Source organism: Paenibacillus sp. JZ16 (genome assembly GCF_015326965.1).
In the GTDB taxonomy this organism is placed as follows: domain Bacteria; phylum Bacillota; class Bacilli; order Paenibacillales; family Paenibacillaceae; genus Paenibacillus_AQ.
This window is the reverse complement of sequence record NZ_CP017659.1, coordinates 1,829,021-1,851,989: the sequence shown is the minus strand read 5'-3', so window position 1 is coordinate 1,851,989 and position 22,969 is coordinate 1,829,021. Positions and strand designations below refer to the sequence as shown.

Here is a 22,969-nt window from a genome sequence, read left to right as displayed (position 1 = left end):
GGGTGGATATGCCCATGAATGGAAAAAAGATGGTCGTGCTGCTAACCGGTGCCGCAATGGTGTCGGCTGTTGCTGTGTTCAGCGGGGCCTGGGGATATGTTTCGGGACTGCAGAATAATAAACCGGAGGCACAGTTCGCAAGCGGTTCAGAGAGGGCGGTAGACCTGGATTTATTGAGTCAAATCGAAGCCGCTGCGGCGAAGTCACGAATTGAGCCGGTGGATGCCAGGGTGGACTCCGTGTGGAAAGCGATCCCCGGTTATAATGGACTCGAAATCGATATAGAGGCTACATACCAAGCTGCATCGTCAAAAAAGCGAAAAGCCGGAGAAGCCATCCCTTACGTGTACCGGCAAATTCCGGCCAAAGTAACGCTGAATGATCTTGGAGATCAACCAATCTATCGGGGCAACCCCAACAAGCCGATGGTATCGCTGATGATTAACGTGGCCTGGGGGAATGAATTTCTGGTGCCAATGCTGGACACGCTGGATGCGGAGAAGGTGAAGACAACCTTTTTCCTGGATGGGAGCTGGTTGAAGAAGAACCCTGAGCTTGCCGGCGAAATTCTGAAAAGAGGTCATGAGGTGGAGAATCATGCCTATACGCATCCGAACATGAGCCGTCTCAGCAGGGATCGGGCGGAGCTGGAAATTGCGAAGACGCAGGATCTGCTCAAAGAAAGTTTGGGCGTAGAGAACAAATGGTTTGCTCCGCCTTCCGGCGATTTTAATCAACAGACCGTATCCATTGCTAAAGCAAGGGGATTGAAGACGGTCCTATGGACGCTCGATACGGTTGATTGGAAGCATCCTGCGCCGGATGCAGTCGTTCAGAAGATATCCACGAAGGTGGAGCCGGGTTTCCTGATTTTGATGCACCCCACCGATTCCTCGTCCCAGGCGTTAAAGGGAATGATTGACGGAATACGTGCCAAAGGGCTGGAAATAGGAACCGTTAGCCAGACGCTTTCTCCTGAGCGAATCATGCCGAAAGGAAGTTGAGCCGCATGGTAAAGTTTGATAGAATGAATGGATGGCATGAGGCTGGTAATCAGCTTATGTAAGCCTGGATGGAACAGTTAGGGGGGCCCTCGTGAAAAAAATACAATTGTCTAACGGCCTAAGAGTGGTTATGGAGCAAATCCCGACAAGTCGTTCGGTTTCATTCGGTATTTGGGTGAAGACCGGATCCCGCAATGAATCGGAGGACATCAACGGGATTACGCATTTTATAGAGCACATGATGTTCAAAGGGACGGAGCGTTTTGACGCCCGTGCCATTGCTGAGGAATTTGATGCCATCGGCGGCAACGTCAATGCTTTTACGTCTAAGGAATATACGTGTTATTACGCCAAGGTGCTGGATGAGCATTTTCCGATTGCGGTTGACGTGCTGTCCGACATGTTTTTCAACTCGAAGCTGGATGCGGGCGAGTTAGCCAAGGAGAAGAACGTCATTCTGGAAGAGATCGCGATGTATGAGGATACGCCGGATGATCTGGTGCATGACCTGATGTCGTTATCGGCGTACGGCGATCACCCGCTGGCTTATCCGATTCTGGGTACGAAGGAACGGCTTGAATCAATGGATTCACAAGCGCTTAGAGCGTACATGGATAAACACTATACCATTGAGAATACGGTAATCGCTCTGGCAGGCAACATCAATGATGATGTGATTGAAATATTGGAACGTCATTTTGGCGGCTTTACCAATCACGGCAGCTCCGAGCCGCTGGCCGTGCCCGCCTTTTTGGACGGCGTTCAGTTCCGCAAGAAGAAAACAGAGCAGAATCATATCTGCATGTCGTTTCCCGGCTGCTCCATCGGAGACGAGCTACAGTATGCAATGGTCCTGTTGAATAACGCCATTGGCGGCGGCATGAGTTCACGCTTGTTTCAGGAAATCCGGGAGAAGCGCGGACTGGCATACTCGGTATATTCATATCATAGTTCACACGCAGATAACGGGATGTTCACCATTTATGCTGGTACAGCGCCCAAGCAGACAAAGGAAGTCCTTCAGCTGACGACGGAAATGCTGCATGATCTGGCACAGAACGGGATGACGGAGGAAGAGCTGCGCAAAGGGAAGGAACAACTGAAGGGCAGTCTCATTCTAAGCTTGGAGAGCACGAGCAGCCGCATGAACCGCTTGGGCAAGAACGAATTGATGCTGGGCCGCCATTTCAGTCTGGATGAAATCATTAAGCGGATTGAACAGGTGGACATGAAGGATGTCGACGCGGTTCTTGACCGTATGTTTGGGACTCCATATGCACTAGCGATGGTAGGAACTTCAGATAAAGCACTGAATGTACTTAGGAGGAATGAATTTGTTGCACTACGTTCAAATCAATAGATTGCCAGGTAATGAAGATGTCAAACTTCCCGTGAAAATGTCCGAGCTGGCGGCAGGCTTTGACCTGCACGCAGCAGTTGCGGAGCCGGTGGTTTTGAATCCAGGCGAGCGCCAATTAATCCCGACCGGTTTTGCGATTGCCATGCCGGCTGAGCTTGAAGCTCAAATCCGCCCGCGCAGCGGACTGGCTTACAAGCATGGTATTACCTGCCTGAATTCTCCAGGTACGATTGATGCCGATTATCGCGGGGAAGTGAAGGTGCTGCTGGTGAATTTGGGACAAGAGCCATTTGCGATTGAGCGCAATGAACGTATTGCCCAGATGGTGTTCAAAACCGTTCCGGCAGTAGAATTCATGGAAGTTGACGAGTTGTCCGACACCGTACGGGGTGCAGGTGGATTCGGTCATACCGGCAAGTAAACCCATTCATGATCCGTTATCGGTATCCATCATCGGTTTTTACAAAGCACACCGCTCCGGCCTAGCCGGGCGGTGTTTTTTTCGTCAGCGTTCACGCAAAATGGATCCAGATCCGGCTTCGCCCTTCATAGCGGTATTTATTGCGTTAAGGCGGTAGTTTAATTGAAATGCGCTCACCACCCTATAGGCGGCGGCATAAGATGGTTTATACGTTGGTTAGAAGAAAGGAGCGAGGCCTTCCATGCTGACTGGAGTCCGGACCGTCTTTGTTGGAGGAGACGCAAGGCAAATTGAGGTCATACGAAAATGCGCTGAGATGGATGCCTCCGTCATGATCGCCGGGTTTGAGAAATTGCAGGATTCTTTTCAGGGAGTGACTCGCGAGCCGCTCACGCCAGAGCTGTTATCGAATGCCGATGCTCTGATCCTGCCTGTCGTGGGATGTGATGACGAGGGACGTGTCAGCGCGCTGTTCTCAGAAGGGCCATTGCGATTGCAGGATGAACATATCGCAGCGATGCCCGGACATGGAGTGATCTATACAGGCATGGCGAAACCCTATTTACGCTCGCTATGTGACAAATATAAGATCAAGCTGGTAGAGATTTTGGAGAGGGACGATGTGGCCATCTATAATTCCATTCCGACAGCGGAAGGTGCGCTGATGATGGCGATCCAAAACACGGATTTTACGATTCATGGATCAACCAGCATGGTGCTTGGCATGGGACGGACGGGGTTCACCATGGCTCGCAGCCTGCAAGGGCTGGGTGCCAAAATCCGGATGGGCGTACGCAAATCGGAGCACTATGCCAGAGCGGAGGAAATGGGCTGGAAGCCCTTCCTGGTAAGGGATCTGGGTTCTTATGTGTCGGATATTGACTTGCTTTTTAACACGATTCCAACTATGATAGTCACAGCACAAATCATCTCGAAAATGCCTCGGGAGGCTGTCATCATCGACCTTGCCTCCGCACCTGGCGGATGCGATTTTCGCTATGCTGAAAAACGGGGTATCAAAGCCATGCTCGCACCCGGACTACCCGGAATCGTGGCTCCAAAAACAGCCGGCATTATTATGGCCAACACGCTGGTGGAGCTGATTTCTGAAGAAATCAAGATTCGGGGGGATGCGTAGATGAATTGGAAAGGAATAACAGTGGGTTATGCCCTGACAGGATCGCACTGCACGCTTGAAGAAGTGATGCCGCAGATCCAGCGGTTCAAAGATGGTGGAGCAAATGTGGTGCCGATTGTGTCCAGCACCATCATGACAACCGATACCCGATTCGGCACATCGGAGAATTGGCAGAAACAGTTGAAAGATATAACCGGGAATGATATTATTTCTACAATTGTGGAGGCGGAACCGCTAGGTCCATCCAAGCTCCTTGACGTTCTGGTTATCGCCCCATGCACGGGAAACACGACCAGCAAGCTGGCCAATGCGATGACTGACAGCCCTGTTTTAATGGCAGCCAAGGCGCAGATGAGAAATTGCAGACCGCTGGTTCTGGCGATTTCTACGAATGATGGCCTTGGGCTGAATGCGGCGAATATCGCTAAGCTGCTTGTAACGAAAAACATTTATTTTGTTCCTTACGGACAGGATAATCCACAGCAGAAGCCTAATTCGCTTGTCGCCAAAATGGATTTGATTCCGGAAGCGTGTTATGCGGCTCTGGAAGGGAAACAGCTGCAGCCGATGATCGTAGAATATTCGCATTAACCGCGATTCAGCCTTTTGAACAACAAGGCATCATAGAAGAGCGACAGCCGCGGTTTCATTCATGAAGGGGAGTTTAGACAGATGACCGAGCATCTTTATAATGTGGCCGTTGTTGGAGCAACCGGCGCAGTCGGGCAACAGATTCTCAAGCTGTTGGAGTCGCGTCATTTTCCGATTGCTGAGTTAAAGCTGTTGTCCTCTGCAAGATCTGCCGGTAAAGCATTGAACTTCAAAGGCCAAGCGATCCTTGTGGAAGAAGCAACCCCCGACAGTTTTGTAGGAATCGATATCGCGCTGTTCAGTGCGGGCGGCGATGTGAGCAAGGCACTTGCGCCACATGCGGTACGCCATGGAGCGGTATGCATCGATAACACCAACGCATTCCGCATGGATCCGGATAAAGTGCTGGTCGTGCCTGAGGTTAACCCTGAGAAGATTGATGAACATAACGGTATTATTGCGAATCCGAATTGCTCAACGATTCAGATGGTAGCAGCGCTGAAGCCGCTTCATGACGCATACGGCATATCCCGCATTATCGTTTCAACCTATCAAGCCGTTTCTGGCGCAGGGCATCAAGCCATTGATGAAATGCTGCGCCAGAGCAAAGAGATTCTTGACGGCCAAAAGGTGCAGCCTGATATTTTACCTGTTGGATCGCTGCCTGTGAAGCATCAAATCGCCTTTAACGCGATTCCGCAGATCGATAAATTTACGGAGAATGGTTATACCTTGGAAGAAATGAAGATGGTCCGTGAGACCAAAAAAATTATGGGCGACGAATCCATCGAAGTGACGGCTACCTGTGTTCGTATTCCAGTCGTTAGCGGGCATTCGGAATCCGTGTACGTTGAATTCAAGAATGACTATGATCTGGAAGAAGTTCATCGACTTCTGTCGAATGCACCCGGTGTTACGCTGGTTGACGATCCAGCTGCACAATCGTATCCGCTTGCTTCGGAAGCCGTGGGGAAACCGGATGTATTCGTAGGAAGGCTTCGCCGCGATCTGGGACATAAGCGTGGACTTAACATGTGGATCGTTTCAGATAATCTTCTGAAGGGTGCAGCATGGAATGCCGTGCAAATCGCAGAAATCATCGTCAACAAACGGAACGGCCAGGCTTAGTAGCCGGCCGTTTCAGTCGGTCGGCCCGAAATTCACGTCTCCTGGGCATATACAAACGGAGGAATATTTTATGCGCATCTTAGTTCAAAAATTCGGCGGCACCTCTTTATCCACACCGCAAGCAAGAACCCATGTTATTGGGCACATCCAGCGCGAACTGGCTAATCACTACCAATTGGTCGTAGTCGTATCGGCTATGGGACGCCGCGGGGAGCCTTACGCAACAGATACTCTTCTGGACTGGATCGATCATAATGGAAACGCGCTTCCAGACAGAGAGCGGGATTTGCTGCTCTGCTGCGGTGAGATTATCTCAGCTACAACGCTGTGCAGTCTGCTTCAGCATGAAGGGATAACCGCGACGGTGCTGACGGGTGCCCAAGCCGGGTTTCTTACAGACGATCACTTCGGAAATGCACGCATTAAGGACGTAAAACCTGAACGGGTTTTGAAAGAGCTGGAGTCTCATCAGGTCGTTATCGTGACCGGTTTCCAAGGACAGACCGATTCGGGTGACTTTACGACGCTGGGGAGGGGCGGAAGCGATACGTCGGCTACCGCGCTTGGAGCCGCGCTTCGCGCCGAAATGGTTGATATCTACACGGACGTCAACGGTATTCTTACGGCGGATCCCCGCATCGTGGAAGATGCGAAGCCGCTCAGCTATGTAAGTTATACGGAGATTTGCAATATGGCTCATCAAGGTGCCAAGGTGATTCACCCTAGAGCAGTTGAGATTGCCATGCAATCCCAAATTCCGGTCAGAGTGCGGTCGACCTTCTCGGATAATGAGGGAACACTGGTTACCCAGCCGGAAGGTTTCAGAGATATACAATCCGGAATCGTGGACCGCTTTGTGACGGGAGTTGCTTATGTAAGCAATATTACGCAAATCTCAGTGGAGTGCGATCGCATGGAAGGTCTTCAGCTGAAGGTTTTCAAATCGATGGCGGAACATTCCATCAGCGTGGACTTTATTAATGTTACCCCTACAGGAGTCCTTTATACGGTATTTGACAGCGATTCGGAGAAGGCGATTGAAGTGCTGCAGAGCCTGGATTTGAAACCAAAAAGCTTGTCCGGCTGTGCGAAGGTATCCGTTATTGGCGGGGGCATCAACGGAGTTCCCGGCATCATGGCCAAAATCGTGGAATCCTTGAGCGAGCACGATATTCCGATTCTGCAATCGGCAGATTCGAACACAACGATCTGGGTGCTTGTGAAGAAGGAAGATATGGCTCAAGCGCTGCGCGCGTTGCATCACAAATTCGAACTTCACCGATAAGGACCCGGGATGATCTGTTCGTTAAACGTTTGATAGGAAATACTATATATAAGATTACTTACGAAGGAAGCTTGCCCGCTGGGGACAGCTTTAAGGAGGAATCATTGTGGATTTCGGAAGATTGATTACGGCTATGGTAACCCCATTTGATCAGAATGGCGAGATCAATTGGGACGAGACTGCGAGATTGATTGAGCACCTGATTGTGGAACAGAAATCGGACTCCCTGGTCATTGCAGGGACGACGGGCGAATCGCCAACGCTTCGCGAAGACGAAAAGCTAGAATTGTTTAAGTTCGCAGTGAAGCAGGCGGATGGACGGAGCAAGATCATTGCAGGTACCGGCAGCAACGATACGGCACATTCTGCAGAATTGACGAAAAAAGCGGAAAGCTGCGGAGTCGACGGTATTTTGCTTGTCGCTCCGTATTATAATAAGCCGAACCAGGAAGGGCTCTACCAGCACTTTAAGGTTATCGCTGAGGCAACTTCCTTGCCTGTCATGCTGTACAACGTACCGGGGCGGACGGGCATCAGCCTAAGCACGGCCACCACCCTGCGTCTGGCTGAAATACCGAACATCGTTGCAACCAAGGAATGTGCTTCGATTGACCAGGTTACGGGCATTGCCGCAGGGGCTCCGGACGGGTTCATCGTATATTCCGGCGACGATTCCGCAGCACTGCCTGCTCTGGCCGTTGGTGCTTACGGAATCGTAAGCGTGGCCAGCCATATCGCTGGTGCCCGTATGAAGGATATGATCCAAGCTTATGTGGAAGGAAACGTGAAGGAAGCTGCCAAGCTGCATCAATCCTTGTTTCCGCTGTTCAAGGGCCTGTTTGAATGTCCTGACCCGCTTCCGAACCCGGCGGCGGTTAAATTCGCTCTGAATGAGCGGGGCTATCAGGTCGGCGGCGTTCGCCTGCCGCTCGTTTCTCCTAGCGAGAATGAGGCTGCATTTATCCGTAAGATGCTGTCATCCTTGTAACCTGCGCACCCACCATACTCAAGCCACTGCCTTCCACGAAGGCAGTGGCTTTCTTCGTTTTAAACCCTTCTGTTTCTGGGTATCCTATGGCTCACGAAGGTGGTTGACTTGTGTTTTCACTTTTTCATCATGTATAATGAATTCAAGTGACTGGGTGCGGTATTTTTTTGAAATTTAATATAACAATGGTACGACGTCCAAAACTATAGGAGGGTTAGATACATTTGTCTAAGAAAATAAGCAACGATAAACTATCGATTTTTGCCTTGGGCGGCGTCGGTGAGATCGGGAAGAACATGTATGTCATTCAATATGCCAATGACATCGTTGTCGTGGATGCGGGATTGAAGTTCCCAGAAGAAGATATGCTTGGGATTGATATTGTTATTCCTGATATTAGCTATTTAACGGAGAATCGAGACAAAGTGAGAGGGATTTTGCTGACTCACGGTCACGAGGACCATATCGGCGGCCTCCCTTACGTATTGAAACACTTGAATGTTCCTGTATACGGAACGAAATTGACGCTCGGACTCGTGGAAAACAAGCTCAGAGAAGCGAATTTGCTTGGTGAGACGAAACGGATTCTGATCCATGCGGATTCGGAAGTACAACTCGGAAACACATTGAAAGCGACCTTCTTCAAGACCAATCACAGTATTCCGGATTCCGTCGGAATCTGTATCGAAACACCGGAAGGCAATGTAGTGCATACGGGAGACTTTAAGTTCGACCATACTCCGGTAAATGACCAATATGCGGATCTGCAGCGTATGGCTGAGATCGGAAGCAAGGGAGTATTGGCTCTTCTGTCAGACAGCACGAACGCAGAAAGACCAGGCTTCACACCTTCCGAGAAAAACGTGGGCATCGTGCTGGAAGATATTTTCCGCAAGGCCGAGCAGCGGGTGGTTGTTGCAACGTTTGCATCCAATGTGCACCGCATCCAACAGGTTGTCAACGCAGCCGAATCCACGGGCCGTAAAATTACGGTTATCGGAAGAAGCATGGTCAATGTGGTGTCCATTGCCGCTGAGCTTGGGTACTTGTACATTCCGGACGGCATGCTGATCGAACCTGAAGAGGTTAACAAAATGGCGGCCGACCGCGTTGTCGTATTGTGTACAGGCAGTCAAGGTGAGCCGATGTCAGCGCTCACACGCATGGCACGCTCCACTCACCGCAAGGTGGATATTCTGCCAGGGGATACGGTTATCATTGCAGCAACACCGGTTCCAGGTAATGAAAAATATGTCGGCCGTACGATTGATGAGTTGTTCCGTCTTGGAGCAGACGTGATTTATAGTGGATCCAATTCGGGTGTCCACGTCTCGGGTCACGGCAGCCAGGAAGAACTTAAGCTGATGCTGAATCTGATGAAACCGCAATTTTTCATCCCTGTCCATGGCGAATACCGGATGCAGCGCCGTCACGCTTTGCTAGCAGAGTCCGTTGGTGTTGATCCCGATAACATCTTTATTACCGATATCGGTGAAATTGTGGAAATTCAGGGCGGCTCGGCCCGCAAAGCCGGCAAAGTAACCGCTGGCAATGTTCTGATTGACGGACTTGGCGTTGGTGACGTAGGAAACATCGTACTGCGCGACCGCAAGCTTCTGTCCCAGGACGGAATTCTGGTCGTTGTCGTTACCTTGAGCAAGCAAAACGGTTCCATCGTATCCGGTCCTGATATTATTTCGCGTGGATTCGTATACGTACGGGAATCCGAAGGGCTTCTGGATGAAGCCAATCGTATCGTTTCCAGCACGCTTCAGAAGCTGATGAGTGAAAACGTGAATGAATGGGCGTCACTGAAGACCAGCGTAAAAGACGCTTTGGGACGCTTCTTGTATGAACAAACACGTCGCAGACCGATGATCTTGCCGATCATTATGGAAGTCTGATACAAGATAACAACATAAATCAGGCACACAGTCGCCCCTTTTTCGCAGGTAATAATTGGACGGTTCCCGCGAAAGAGGGGCTTTTTATAGGTTAATCCTAAAACTTCTCCGAGTCATTTCGGCAGAAGTTTTTTTGTGGTTTCTGCAATGACGACCTCATGCTCAAAACATCGGATAAGCATAAAATAGTCCCGTCATTTGCCATACTAAGGTTTAGCTATGTGTTGGTTGCAGCAGCTAGACATTAAGATAAAGGCAGGGATGCGAAGTGGACAACGATCAATGGATGACCGGCAGCAGAAAAGGAGAATGGACTGGTGAAACGGAGGCTCCTCAGGTCGTCCCCACCGAGGAAGCCAAGAAAGCGGCCGTGACGGAAACCATACAGCAGCTGGGACAGACGGGCCTTCCGACCGGCGGGGAATCGAACGTATTTTGCATGACGATAATTGGACAAATCGAGGGCCATATCGTGCTGCCGCCGCAAAATAAAACGACCAAATACGAGCATATGATTCCACAGCTCGTGGCAGCCGAACAAAACCCGCGGATCGAAGGCCTCTTGATCATTCTCAATACCGTTGGCGGTGACGTGGAAGCCGGACTTGCCATTGCCGAGATGATTGCATCGCTCAGCAAACCGACCGTAACGGTAGTCATTGGCGGCGGGCATAGTATCGGCGTCCCGATCGCTGTAGCGGCAGACCACTCGATCATCGCGGAGAGCGCGACGATGACCATTCACCCGATACGCATGAGCGGGTTAGTCATTGGCGTGCCGCAAACCTTTGAATACATGGAGAAAATGCAGGAGCGTGTCGTTCGTTTTGTGACGAGCCATTCGAGGATAACAGAGGAACAGTTTAAGGATCTGATGTTTAAAACCGGTGAATTGAACAGGGATATCGGTACCGCGGTTTCGGGTACAGATGCCGTCAAATACGGCCTCATGAACGAAGTGGGGGGAATCGGGCAGGCCTTAAGCCGGTTGAACAGTATGATTGCAGAACGTAAAACGATAAGCCCTGGGGGGATCACGCAATGATATGGTACAGCGTCATCCCTTTGGATTCGGCCGGGCTGCTGCAAGGAGAGCAGGCAGCCGTTACGTCCAGGGAAATTCGGGTTGAAGGAATACTGATGGAAGTTGAACCGATGTCAGAGGACCAGGCGAAAATTGTCCGTTTACTCGACTGCGGGCTTCAAGATTACTTGAATCCACGCTATTCTCCGGGGGCAATGATTCGCTATATTCCGACGGTAGAAAATGAGGCTAAAGGCTGAAAACAGAACATAGGTACGCCACCGAATATTATGCTATAATATGGATTCGGGGGTGACACTTTTGGCAAAACGGAAAAGAAAGAAGAAGGCAGCCTTTGCAGCCGTTTTGAAGTATGAAATTTATGGGATTGTATTGATGACACTTTCGGTCATTGCATTATCCGGAGAAGCACCGGTGGGGCGTTCCCTGTCCAAGATGTCGGGATATCTGCTGGGCAAGTATTATTTTATCATCCCCCTAATCGGCATTTATTACGGGTTAATGGTGATGATTCACCGGAAATGGCCCAAACGCTGGAACAGCAGACGCACCGGTGTCCTTCTCTTGGTGTTATCGCTAACTTTAATGAGCAGTATTGCAGGTTTGGAGTCGAAGCTGGCCCCGATTGGACAATTGAATGCGTCAAATGCGATGAGCCAGATACATAGTGATTTGCAAGGCGAGCTCCTTCATGCCGGGGCAGATGATGGACATCATCCCGTCATGGGCAGAGACATTAGCGGCGGTTACATTGGAGCGTTGCAGTTTGCCTTTCTGTTAATGCTGTTTGGCAGCATAGGGGCCAAGTTGATTGTGATTGTCATGCTGGTTATCAGCTTCATGCTGATCACCAACCTGTCCTATGTTGATTTAATGCGGATGTTCCGCGTGAGGGTTGTAAAGGCCGGAGAACGGATTCAGAAAAAAGTGAACAGCCACCAGACCAAATCAAGAGCGGCAGCAAAATCAAGCGCGAAGGAACAACGCATGCAGCTGCCGGAGGATCTGGATGAGGACGATGATCTGGATGATATGGAGGGCATGAGGTTACCGCGCCGCAAAGCGCCGCAATTCTTTCAGCTGTTCGGTTCCAAAGGGGGCAAACGGGACGAAGCAGTAGAAGAGGCCCGGGATGCTGCGGATGAAGCGTCCCCGGTATTTACGGTTGGTAACGGACATGGTGCTAAGGAGAAAGAGGAGGTCGTCCTCTTCAACAGTCAGGTCCAACCGGAGGAAGAAGCGGACGTGATTTCTCCTGCAGTGGAATCCGTGCCTTCATCGCCGATTATTCGCGATTTCTTTGAGCAAGTGAAACAAGAAGGGCGCCTGGATGACGAGTACGATGATCACGAAGCGGTGATACCTCCTGTGCAAGAGGAATCTCCGGGGGATACCGCAGCGAGTCCTGAGGCCACTGTTGGCAGCCTTGAAGCTTCAAATGGCGAGTTGAGCGGAGCTACACCAGCTACTACGGATAACGGAGGGCAGGAGGGAACAGCACCGGCAGCGCCGCCGGCTCCCCCACCCAAGCCGTACAAGCTGCCTCCATTCCGGCTGTTATCCAAACCCAATAACGGCGGTAAGGGTGGAGACCAGAACGATTATATGCAGACAGCGCGCAAGCTGGAAGCGACGCTGGAAAGTTTCGGCGTTCGAGCCAAGGTGCTGGAGGTTGTTCGGGGGCCATCGGTAACCCGCTATGAAATTCAGCCGGACATCGGGGTTAAAGTCAGTCGGATCGTCAATCTGACCGATGATATTGCACTTGCGCTTGCGGCCAAGGATATTCGGATGGAAGCGCCGATTCCCGGCAAATCAGCCATCGGGATCGAAGTGCCGAACAACGAAGTTTCACTAGTTACGATGAGAGAGGTTATGGAGACGCCGACGTTCCAGGACGCGGAATCGAAGCTATCGATTGCATTTGGCCGTGATATTTCCGGCCAGACCATTGTCGGTAACTTGGCACGGATGCCCCATCTTCTTGTTGCAGGTGCAACGGGTTCGGGTAAATCCGTATGTATCAACGGCATTATTACCAGCATTCTGTATAAAGCGAAGCCGGATGAGGTTAAATTCCTGATGGTCGATCCGAAGATGGTCGAGCTTAATGTCTACAACGGGATTCCGCATTTGATGGCACCGGTGGTAACCGATCCGAAGCGGGCATCCTTGGCACTTAAGAAAATCGTGGTAGAGATGGAGAAGCGGTATGAGCTGTTCTCCAAATCGGGAACGCGAAATATTGAGGGCTACAACAATCTGATGAAGGATAATTTGCCGGCAGTGTTGCCGTATATCGTCGTTATCGTGGACGAGCTGGCCGATTTGATGATGGTTGCAGCCAACGATGTGGAAGACGCGATCACACGACTGGCCCAAATGGCCCGTGCTGCGGGGATCCACTTGATCATCGCGACGCAGCGTCCATCAGTCGACGTTATTACCGGGGTCATTAAAGCGAACATTCCGTCGCGCATTGCCTTTGGTGTGTCATCGCAGGTCGATTCCCGAACGATTCTGGACATGGCGGGGGCGGAGAAGCTGCTCGGCCGCGGGGATATGCTGTTTATGCCGATGGGCTCCTCCAAGCCGATCCGCGTCCAGGGTGCTTTCATGAGTGATCATGAAGTCGAGAATATCGTGGATTTTGTCCGGGACCAAGGACAGGCGGAGTATGACGAGTCGCTGGTGCCTGAGATAGAGGAATCCGCTGGCGCAGACGAAGAAGAATTGGATGAGTTGTATGAGCAGGCGGTGACTATCGTACTGGAAGCTAAGCAAGCGTCCGTATCGCTGCTGCAGCGGAGAATGCGCGTAGGTTATACCCGTGCAGCACGTCTCATCGATTCGATGGAGGCACGCGGGGTTATCGGACCTTATGAGGGAAGCAAACCGCGGGAAGTGCTAATGTCCATGGAGCAATATCAACAACAGCAGAATCGAATCAGTTAAGGGAGCCGATCCCACAACTTCAAACAAAGGAAGCGAACAACCAGACTGTTGGGTTGATCGCTTCCTTTTTTTTGTTTACGTGGTGCTATTCATTTTGCGGTATTTGCTTGCCGTCATTTTCATAATTTTCTTAAAGGTTCGGTCAAAATGCGTCAGGCTTTCAAAGCCGATGGATTCGGCGATGTCCACGATTTTCAGGTCCGTATCCGTTAGAAGGCGCTGCGCTTCGCGAATACGGGTGAGGTTCAAATAATTAATGATCGTAAAGCCTGTAATTTCTTTGAATATCCGGGACAGGTAGAACGGGCTGATGTAGAAGGTTTCGGCTAATTGCTGCAGCGTGATTTTGTCTGCATAATGGACGTGAATATATTTAACGACGTCCGTGATTTTCTGATGGAGCGGATTCATGGACGTGTGAGCAGGCAGCGAGGCGGAATGGGATAACCGAGAGGTTTTAATGAGTAACTCCGTAAGCAGCACCTGCAGCATATACTCGTACGAAGCGGAGCTTTCTCGTATTTCATCGGCCATTTTATTCAAAATTTGCATGATGATTGCTTGCTCTGGAACGGTTAAACGCAGCAGGGGTCTATCCTGATTAAACATGCCCAGCAATCCGGATGCCAGCAAGGGATGGCCTTTTCCCAGAAAAGAATCGCTAAAATTAATGACGATACGTTCATGCTCCGGATCGCCTTGTCCCGAAGTTTTATGAACGTCGAATTTATTGATGAGAATGAGGTCTCCCGCCTGGATGGTGTACAATTTTTCTTTTATAAAATAATGACGCTCGCCTGTAACCAAATAGTAGATTTCATAGGTTCCGTGATAATGGTTATTTCGTTCAAAGGGCTTGGTGCGATGAATGCGATGGTAGTAAAATTCCCCTTCTTCTTCCCCGTAGGTTACGGTATGGGTATCGCTGGATATCATAATCTGCCCCCGCTTCGTTTCAATTCATTCATGATCAGGTTTATTCTAATACTTCAGTTATATTGTACCAACTTCTATTAAGCAAAACAAAGCAAGATATGTTGAATGAGCCTTCAATTTCGCAATAAAAGTGAAGAAATCCAACTGATGATGCTGTAGCATAGTAGGTAAATCTACAGAAATGGACGGTGTTATCATGAGACCTTTTATGGATGAACATTTTTTGCTCAATAATGAGACTGCACGCACCTTATACCATGATTATGCAAAAGACATGCCAATCATCGACTACCACTGTCATCTGAGTCCGCAGATGATCGTTGACAATCACAGGTTTGAGAACTTGACCGAAGCGTGGATTAACGGCGATCACTACAAATGGCGGGCAATGCGAGCCGCTGGAGTAGAAGAGGCATACATCACGGGCGGCCCGGGTGTGAGTGATTATGATCGCTTCTTGGCTTGGACGCGCACCGTTCCGATGACGATTGGCAATCCGTTATTCCATTGGTCTCATCTGGAGCTGCAAAGACTATTCGGCATTCAGGATATCATTAATGAACAGAATGCTCCGCAGATATGGGAAGCAGCAAACAAGCGACTGCAGGATAATGATTTGACCACACGGGGATTGATCCTATCAAGCTGCGTGAAAGTGGTCTGCACGACCGATGATCCGACGGATAGCTTGGAATATCACATCAAGCTGGCGGAGGAAGGCGATGCCGGTTTTCAGATGCTTCCATCATTCCGTCCGGACAAGGGACTGGAGATTAACCGGGAGACGTTCCTTCCGTGGGTGAAAATGTTGGCGGACCGAAGCCGGATGGAGATTACGGAGTATTCGGCATTCCTGAAGGCACTTGAGCAGCGGGCAGAGTTTTTCCATTCGGTTGGCGGCCTTGTATCCGATCATGCGCTGGATTACGTGCCTTATCAAGAGGTTACCGAGACTCAAGCGGCTGACATCTTCCTGAAAGCGCTTAATGGGGAGCGGGTTTCCCGTCTGGAAGAGGAACAATTCAAAACGTATACGCTGCTTTTTCTGGGCCAAATCTACGCAAGACTCGGCTGGGTCATGCAATTTCATATTAACGCCCAGCGCAACAATAACACCCGGATGTTCCGACAATTGGGTCCGGATACCGGTTATGATTCCATTCACGATAGTCCAATCGCCGTACCGCTTGTAAAGCTGATGGATCGGCTCGATCAAGAGCGGTCACTTCCAAGAACGATTCTGTATTCGCTTAACCCAAGCGATAACGATATTCTTGCAGCACTTATCGGCAGTTTTCAAGGCGACGGTATTCCGGGCAAAATCCAGTTCGGTTCCGCGTGGTGGTTCAACGATACCAAAGACGGTATGGTCGACCAGATGAGCAAACTCGGCAATATGGGATTATTAAGCCGATTTGTCGGCATGCTGACGGACTCCAGAAGTTTCTTGTCTTATACCCGTCATGAGTATTTCCGGCGGATTCTTTGCAATCTCCTCGGAGAGTGGGTTACACGGGGAGAAGCACCGGATGATCTTCCATGGCTCGGGGGAATCGTCCAGGATATTTGTTACAACAACGCCGAGAGCTATTTTCGATTTGGCCGGACGGAAGGGAGATAAGACATGGATGCGAAGACAGATCGTGGCCGGGTAATGAGGTTGGTAGGACGCGATTCTTTACAAATACAACAGCGGCATGACCAGGATATGTTGAACCTTCCCGTTAAAGTGCTGCAAATAGGCGAGGGAAATTTTCTAAGAGGGTTCTTCGATTGGATGATATATGAATGCAATCGGCAGGGTCTGTTCCAGGGAAGCGTGGCCGTCAGTCAGCCAAGACCTGGTGGAGCACGCAAGCTGGAGCAGCTTCGGGAACAGGACGGGATATACGGCTTGCTGACCCGAGGCCTGCAGGATGGCCGGAAGATCGAGGAGGAGTTATGGATCCCGGTGTTCTCGGAGATGATTGACCCCTATGCGGAATGGGGGCATTTCTTGAGTGTGGCCGAGTTGGATTCCCTGGAGATCATAGTCTCCAATACAACGGAAGCGGGTCTCGTTTATCAGTTTAGTGACTGGAATCCGTCGGAAGCGCCGATGTCATTCCCCGCTAAGCTGACCATGCTTTTACATCGGCGTTATGAGCGTTATGAAGGCTCGCCGGACAAGGGCCTGTTGATCCTCCCATGCGAGCTGCTGGAACGAAACGGGGATATCTTGCGATCGATTGTGTTGCGGCATGCGGAGGATTGGGGACTTTCGCCGGCTTTTAGGAGCTGGGTTGAGGAATGCAACCTGTTTCTTAACTCGCTAGTGGATCGGATCGTAACCGGATATCCGGAAGAGGCCGAGCGCTATTTTGACAAATGGGGTTATGAAGACCGATTGTTGAACACGGCGGAGCCCTATTATTTCTGGGCTATTGAGGGCGACCCCTCATTGGAGTCCAGGCTTCCCCTCCAGTCAGCGGGTCTACAGGTAAGGTGGGTGCCCGATCTGACTCCGTACCAGGTAAGAAAGGTAAGAATCTTGAATGGAACGCATACGCTGATGGCTTCCATCGGCTTGCTTCACGGTTTCACTGAAGTGAAAGAAATCGCAGAGAGTATGGAATGGGGAGAAGATATTCGCAGCGCAATGCTGCAAGAAATCGTCCCCCTGGTGCCTCTCCCGCCGGAAGAGGTTACGGCTTATGCAGAAACGGTGTGGGAGCGATTCCGCAATCCTTTTCTTCGGCATAAGCTCCAGGATATTGCCATGAACAGCATCTCCAAGTTCAAGGTAAGGCTTTTGCCAAGCTTAAAGGAATATGTCAGTTCGCACAATACGCCCCCAAGCCTCATAACTGTGGGATTGGCCTCTTTGATCCGTCTGTATCATGCCAAACAAGTAGAAGGGCAGTGGTACGGAACGCGTCTTGATGGTGAACGGATGCTGTTAAGAGATGATCCGGACAGTCTGATGACATTCTATCAAGCGTGGCAAAAGGTAGAAGACGGCGAATGGAGCATACGTCAGCATGTGGCATCCATTCTTGGCGATCAGGCTTTATGGGGCGAGGATTTGAACCGGATACCCAATCTTCATGAAGCGGTAAGCCGTTATATCGAAGAAATGGAGCTGATCGAGACATGAGCGACATCGTCATACTTCATCACAAGGACGACGTCGGTATCGCGCTTCGTCCCTTGTCGGCAGGAGAACATGCCATCGGGCTTCTGAACGGGAAGGAGCATGCGATCGAGGTAACTGAGAATGTGCCAAAAGGTCACAAGGTAGCTCTTCGATTGATAGAGCCGGACAGCCATGTTTTGAAATTCGGCTATTCGATCGGATTGGCGAAGGAAGTCATTTTGCCGGGGAGATGGATCCATACCCACAATTTGAAAACCGGACTATCCGGTGAAGTGGAGTATCAGTATAAGCCTGGTGCAGAAGCAGCGGCTCAGGAATCACCGACGGTTATGGAGTCCCCAACGTTCCAGGGGTATATCAGACCCAGCGGTCAGGTTGGGATCCGCAACGAAATTTGGATCATCAACACCGTCGGCTGCATTAACAAAACCTGCGAGCTGTTAGCGCGCATGGCTGGCCAGCAGTTTCAGGGGAGAGGCATTGATGGGGTTTATCACTTCCCGCATCCCTACGGCTGCTCGCAGCTCGGAGATGATCTAAGCTATACCCAGCGTCTGCTCTCGTCCCTGGCGCAGCACGGCAATGCGGCAGGCGTGCTTATTATCGGGCTCGGCTGCGAGAACAACCAGATCGATCAAATGCAGGCCATGATAGGCGAGCAGGACGGGAAACGAATCCAATATATGCGTGCTCAGGACATGGAGGATGAATTGGAGGAGGGCTTGTCCCTCATCTCGGAGCTCGTGGAATATGCCGAGACTTTCAAACGGTCTGCGGTTCCTCTGTCCAAGCTGAAGATCGGACTGAAATGCGGCGGGTCGGATGGTCTGTCGGGCATTACAGCCAATCCGCTGGCGGGCCGAATTGCGGATACCATCACCGCTCACGGTGGTACTGCTCTTCTGACAGAGGTGCCGGAGATGTTCGGAGCCGAAACGATCCTGATGGACCGGGCCGCCGACGAGCAGGTGTTCCAGGATATTACGTTGCTGATTAACAATTTCAAGCAATATTTCGTATCGCACGGACAGGAAATCTATGAAAATCCTTCTCCCGGTAATAAAGACGGCGGCATCACAACCCTGGAGGAGAAATCGCTGGGGTGCACTCAAAAAGGAGGAAATGCCACCGTATCCGATGTACTCCGTTACGGCGTAAGATCAACGAAGCCGGGGTTAAACCTGATCGAGGCGCCAGGCAACGACCTTGTATCGGTGACGGCCCTGGCTGCAGCGGGGGCCCACCTTGTGCTGTTCACGACGGGGAGAGGGACGCCGTTTGGCGGTCCGGTTCCCACCGTCAAAATCGCGACAAATTCCGAACTGGCCGCTCGTAAAAAGCATTGGGTTGATTTTAATGCAGGTGCTTTGCTGGAAGGTAAAACCATGGATGAGCTTCATGAGGAACTCATGCATCGTATTGTCCAATTAGCCTCCGGCGTTGAACAGACGAGAAATGAACGCAATGGCTTCCGGGAAATATCCATTTTTAAGGATGGCGTCATTTTATAGCGTGAGCTGTTGGAACATGATTTAAAAAAAGAGGAGGAGCCTGTATGTCCAATCCTATTCAGCAGCAAGAACAGTTGACCTTGTCACCCCTAGAACTCGGCACCAAGGCTTGCCAATCGATCATGGAAATGTATTCGCCGGAGCAGCTGCCGCCCGCAGGTCGGTGGCATTACCACCAGGGTGTATTTCTGGTTGGAATGTCTCAATTATGGAAATTTAGCGGTGAAACAAAGTTTTTGGATTACGTTAAGGGTTATGTCGATCATCTGGTGGATTCCAACGGGAATCTGCTGCTGGAGCGGGGGGAGCTGGATTCCGTTCAAGCGGGCCTGCTCCTGATGGAGCTGGATGCTGTATGTCCCGAACATCGGTACAAGGCTGCCGCGGATAAACTGCTCCGTCTGTTATCTACTTTGAATCGGACCACGGATGGAGGATACTGGCATAAGGATCGCTACCCTTACCAGATGTGGTTGGACGGCTTGTATATGGGTGGCGTGTTCACGATGAAATATGCCCAGCAGTATAATAAGCCGCATTTATTTGATGAAGTGCTGTTCCAGGAGAGGTTGATGCGCTCTCATACCAAGGATCAGGCAACCGGGTTATTTTATCATGCCTGGGACGAGAGCAGGACGATGCCTTGGGCTGATCCGGTTAGCGGGCAATCTCCGGAATTTTGGGGACGCGCCTTAGGCTGGTATGCGCTGTCGATCGTGGAGTTCCTTGATTTACTGCCTGAGGATCATCCGGCGAGGGAAGAGCTGGCTGTTGTGCTCCGTGAATTAAGTGAGGCGCTGGTGCGTTATCAGGATCCGCTTACAGGGCTGTGGTATCAAGTTCTAGATAAAGGGGACCGGGAGGACAATTGGCTGGAAACCTCTTGCTCCAGCCTCTTCATATATACCTTGGCCAAAGGGATTCGACTCGGTTATCTGGATTCATCCTTGATCTCCCATGCAAGACATGGATATAACGGCCTGGCTCAATCCGTATATGTGGATGGTCAGGGGCATCTGGTCATGCCCAAGATCTGTATCGGTACAGGTGTCGGCGATTATAAGCATTATGTGGAAAGGCAGCAATGCGAGAATGACCTCCATGGTGTTGGGGCGTTAGTCATGGCGTGCGTAGAGCTTGGCAGGATATATGGATAAATCCGTGGATGAGCGTTAAATCTATTCCGAATATCAATGAGCTGTTCCTCTGAGGAACAGCTCTCTTTGTGCTGCGATGATGTGCTGTCTTCGTTCAGTCCACTCGGGAACAGGTGCATAGGAAACTGGCAGGCTTGTCATAATAACGGTAGCGAGGCTTGTTAAACCACAAGAGAAAGGTAGAGCGCAGCATGAAAAACTCAAGAATCTGGATTCTAATAAGCATTGCGATTCTGTTGTCTGCCGTTGTCTTCGCTCAGGGAGGCCTGGAAACAGATCATTCGAATCTTCAGGAAGCTTTGCCAACCTTTAGCCAGCAGACCATCAAATTTGGTTCTACCGGCGAAGATGTGTATGAGCTGCAAGGCCGTCTGAAACACCTGGGCTTTTATCATGGGAAAATTGACAGCGTATTTGGCTCCAAAACCCAAGGAGCCGTTAAATGGTTCCAATCGGAGTTTGGCATGAAGGTAGACGGTATCGTAGGACCGAAGGTCAAGCTTAAACTGTATAATGCAACCAAGGATTTCCGTCCGACCGCTCCTAAGGCTCATGAAGGTGGAGGCGGTGCAGCGGCCGGTGGTGGCGGAGGTTCAGCCAACAAAGAAAGCGGCAATAACAACTTAGCCTCATCTGATTCAATGGGCCTTTCAGAGAACGATTTGAGAATCATGGCAAATGCCGTATATGGCGAAGCGCGAGGAGAGCCGTTCGAAGGCCAGGTCGCCGTAGCGGCGGTTATTCTCAACCGGGTAAAATCACCAAGCTTCCCGAATACGCCGCATGGGGTTATATTTGAGCCGAGAGCCTTTACCGCGGTAGCCGACGGTCAAATATGGCTTGAGCCGAACGAGCAGGCGAAGAAAGCAGTACAGCAGGCGCTGAGCGGCTGGGATCCGACAGGAGGCTGCCTGTACTATTTCAATCCGAAAACGGCCACCTCGCCATGGATTTGGACCCGCCCTCAAGTCAAAACCATCGGTCAACATATCTTCTGTATGTAAGCCGTAAACAACAGCAACCGGGGCCTGTCTTCGGTTGCTTCTTCACTTTGCAATGGGTTAGAATGAAAGTTATCTATGAAGTAAATTTTGGCAACGACAATCCATGATGTAAGGGGATATGGACCTTGACGAAAACGGAATTTGAACACGGTACAGTCGGAGGAATTCGGATTCACGTATTACCGACCAACCGATTCAAGACATTTGCGATATCGCTTTACGCCGGAAGTCCGTTAGCAGAAGAAACCGTGACCTCGACCGCGCTTACACCTTTTGTGCTGCGCAGAGGGACCGTTTCCTATCCGGAAACGCGAGCTTTCCGAGAACAGCTGGAGCAGCTGTACGGCGCTGGATTTGGATTTGATGTGTATAAGCGTGGCGATTATCAGATCGTGCACTTTCGCATGGATACGATCAATGACTCTTTTGTTAAGAGTCCGGAGAGCCTGCTGCGCTCTTCATTTGCTTTTTTGGGCGAAGCTTTCACCCAGCCCGTGTTAGAGAATGGAGCATTCCGCAAATCTTATGTACAGACCGAGAGAGACACGGTTCGCAAGAAGCTGGAGTCCATCGTCAATGATAAGATTCGTTACGCTGCGGAGCGCTGCATCGAGGTTATGTGCAAGAACGAACCGTATCGGCTGCATCCGTTAGGAGAACGGAAGGATCTTGACGGTATCACGCCGGAAGGCTTATATGAGTCCTATCAGAACTGGCTTAATGAATCCGTTCTGGATCTGTATGTGGTTGGCGATACGAGTTTGGATGAGGTGAAGAAGCTCGTAGAGGAGCATTTTAAACTGAACAGAACAGCAAGCAAGGATTATGTTCCTTCCTCCACGCGAACGGCAGCAAGCGGGACGCAGACGGTCGTGGAGAAGCTGGACATTAATCAAGGCAAACTCAACATGGGTCTGAGAAGCACCATTACTTACGGAGATGATGAGTATGCCGCCGCGCTATTGTATAACGGGATTTTAGGCGGTTACCCGCATTCAAAGCTGTTCGTTAACGTGAGGGAGAAGGAAAGCCTGGCGTATTACGCGTCGTCCCGATATGACGGTCATAAAGGAATTGCAACCATCCAGTCCGGCATCGAGGTTCAAAATTTCGAGAAGGCTGTCCAAATTATTCAACAGCAGCTCGATGACATGGCCAACGGTGCCATTACGGATATCGAAATGACCCAAACGAAAGCCATGATCCGCAACGTCATTAAGGAAATGCAGGATTCGGCCTTTGAGATGATTGCGTATGATTTCAACCGCACGCTGTCGGGGCGAGAACGTACGCCGGATGAGCTGCTGCAGCAGGTGGAAGGCATTACAGTGGATGATGTGAAGCAAGCAGCTTCGGCATTTTCGCTGGATACGATCTATTTCCTGAAAGGTCAAAAGGAGGAATAG

Annotated in this window: 19 protein-coding genes; 18 read left to right on the top strand and 1 reads right to left on the bottom strand. The window is 50.5% G+C overall.

The features are described from left to right. Positions 1-8 precede the first annotated feature (8 nt). The 12 genes from BJP58_RS08245 (at position 9) to BJP58_RS08190 (ending at position 13,819) form a co-directional block, all read left to right on the top strand. Complete coding sequence (locus tag BJP58_RS08245; RefSeq protein ID WP_194543545.1) at positions 9-1,004, top strand: polysaccharide deacetylase family protein; 996 nt, start codon at positions 9-11, stop codon at positions 1,002-1,004. A 91-nt stretch (positions 1,005-1,095) separates the two neighbouring features. Beyond that, positions 1,096-2,364 (top strand): M16 family metallopeptidase, encoded by a 1,269-nt coding sequence (locus BJP58_RS08240; protein ID WP_194543544.1) that lies wholly within the window; start codon positions 1,096-1,098, stop codon positions 2,362-2,364. Further along, positions 2,339-2,785: a dUTP diphosphatase gene (gene dut, locus BJP58_RS08235; RefSeq protein ID WP_181469793.1), complete on the top strand. Its 447-nt coding sequence runs from the start codon at positions 2,339-2,341 to the stop codon at positions 2,783-2,785. The genes BJP58_RS08240 and dut overlap by 26 nt, the downstream gene beginning before the upstream one ends. A gap of 241 nt (positions 2,786-3,026) precedes the next feature. After that, positions 3,027-3,923, top strand: coding sequence for a dipicolinate synthase subunit DpsA (gene dpsA, locus BJP58_RS08230; RefSeq protein ID WP_194543543.1), 897 nt, complete (start codon positions 3,027-3,029; stop codon positions 3,921-3,923). Further along, a complete protein-coding gene (locus BJP58_RS08225) occupies positions 3,924-4,514 on the top strand; it encodes a dipicolinate synthase subunit B (protein ID WP_194543542.1) in 591 nt (196 codons plus the stop codon). An 81-nt stretch (positions 4,515-4,595) separates the two neighbouring features. Beyond that, positions 4,596-5,642 carry an aspartate-semialdehyde dehydrogenase gene (locus tag BJP58_RS08220; protein ID WP_194543541.1) on the top strand — a complete coding sequence of 349 codons (1,047 nt, stop codon included), beginning with the start codon at positions 4,596-4,598 and terminating at the stop codon, positions 5,640-5,642. 70 nt (positions 5,643-5,712) lie between these two features. Continuing rightward, positions 5,713-6,927, top strand: a complete 1,215-nt coding sequence (gene dapG / locus BJP58_RS08215; protein ID WP_194543540.1) for an aspartate kinase — start codon at positions 5,713-5,715, stop codon at positions 6,925-6,927. 106 nt (positions 6,928-7,033) lie between these two features. Then, positions 7,034-7,915, top strand: coding sequence for a 4-hydroxy-tetrahydrodipicolinate synthase (gene dapA, locus BJP58_RS08210; RefSeq protein ID WP_194543539.1), 882 nt, complete (start codon positions 7,034-7,036; stop codon positions 7,913-7,915). Positions 7,916-8,139: 224 nt separating this feature from the next. After that, a complete protein-coding gene (locus tag BJP58_RS08205) occupies positions 8,140-9,819 on the top strand; it encodes a ribonuclease J (RefSeq protein WP_071220133.1) in 1,680 nt (559 codons plus the stop codon). Between the two features lie 286 nt (positions 9,820-10,105). Next, entirely contained in the window at positions 10,106-10,864 is a 759-nt protein-coding gene (locus BJP58_RS08200) for a ClpP family protease (protein ID WP_374198234.1), read from the top strand. Next, entirely contained in the window at positions 10,861-11,103 is a 243-nt protein-coding gene (locus BJP58_RS08195) for a YlzJ-like family protein (RefSeq protein ID WP_194543537.1), read from the top strand. The genes BJP58_RS08200 and BJP58_RS08195 overlap by 4 nt, the downstream gene beginning before the upstream one ends. Before the next feature lie 61 nt (positions 11,104-11,164). Further along, the gene (locus tag BJP58_RS08190; protein WP_442953956.1) at positions 11,165-13,819 is read left to right on the top strand and encodes an FtsK/SpoIIIE family DNA translocase; all 2,655 of its coding nucleotides are present in this window, start codon (positions 11,165-11,167) and stop codon (positions 13,817-13,819) included. Positions 13,820-13,894: 75 nt separating this feature from the next. Here BJP58_RS08190 and BJP58_RS08185 read toward each other — a convergent pair whose 3' ends face one another. After that, positions 13,895-14,755 carry a helix-turn-helix transcriptional regulator gene (locus BJP58_RS08185; protein ID WP_194543535.1) on the bottom strand — a complete coding sequence of 287 codons (861 nt, stop codon included), beginning with the start codon at positions 14,753-14,755 and terminating at the stop codon, positions 13,895-13,897. A 196-nt stretch (positions 14,756-14,951) separates the two neighbouring features. Here BJP58_RS08185 and uxaC point away from each other — a divergent pair, with 196 nt between their 5' ends. The 6 genes from uxaC (at position 14,952) to yfmF (ending at position 22,969) form a co-directional block, all read left to right on the top strand. Further along, positions 14,952-16,376 (top strand): glucuronate isomerase, encoded by a 1,425-nt coding sequence (uxaC, locus tag BJP58_RS08180; RefSeq protein ID WP_194543534.1) that lies wholly within the window; start codon positions 14,952-14,954, stop codon positions 16,374-16,376. A 3-nt stretch (positions 16,377-16,379) separates the two neighbouring features. After that, complete coding sequence (locus BJP58_RS08175; protein WP_194543533.1) at positions 16,380-17,891, top strand: tagaturonate reductase; 1,512 nt, start codon at positions 16,380-16,382, stop codon at positions 17,889-17,891. Further along, complete coding sequence (locus BJP58_RS08170) at positions 17,888-19,402, top strand: UxaA family hydrolase (protein WP_194543532.1); 1,515 nt, start codon at positions 17,888-17,890, stop codon at positions 19,400-19,402. The genes BJP58_RS08175 and BJP58_RS08170 overlap by 4 nt, the downstream gene beginning before the upstream one ends. Before the next feature lie 44 nt (positions 19,403-19,446). Next, a complete protein-coding gene (locus BJP58_RS08165) occupies positions 19,447-20,559 on the top strand; it encodes a glycoside hydrolase family 88/105 protein (RefSeq protein ID WP_194543531.1) in 1,113 nt (370 codons plus the stop codon). A 191-nt stretch (positions 20,560-20,750) separates the two neighbouring features. Beyond that, complete coding sequence (gene sleB / locus BJP58_RS08160) at positions 20,751-21,563, top strand: spore cortex-lytic enzyme (RefSeq protein ID WP_194543530.1); 813 nt, start codon at positions 20,751-20,753, stop codon at positions 21,561-21,563. Positions 21,564-21,688: 125 nt separating this feature from the next. Continuing rightward, positions 21,689-22,969: an EF-P 5-aminopentanol modification-associated protein YfmF gene (gene yfmF / locus BJP58_RS08155; protein ID WP_194543529.1), complete on the top strand. Its 1,281-nt coding sequence runs from the start codon at positions 21,689-21,691 to the stop codon at positions 22,967-22,969.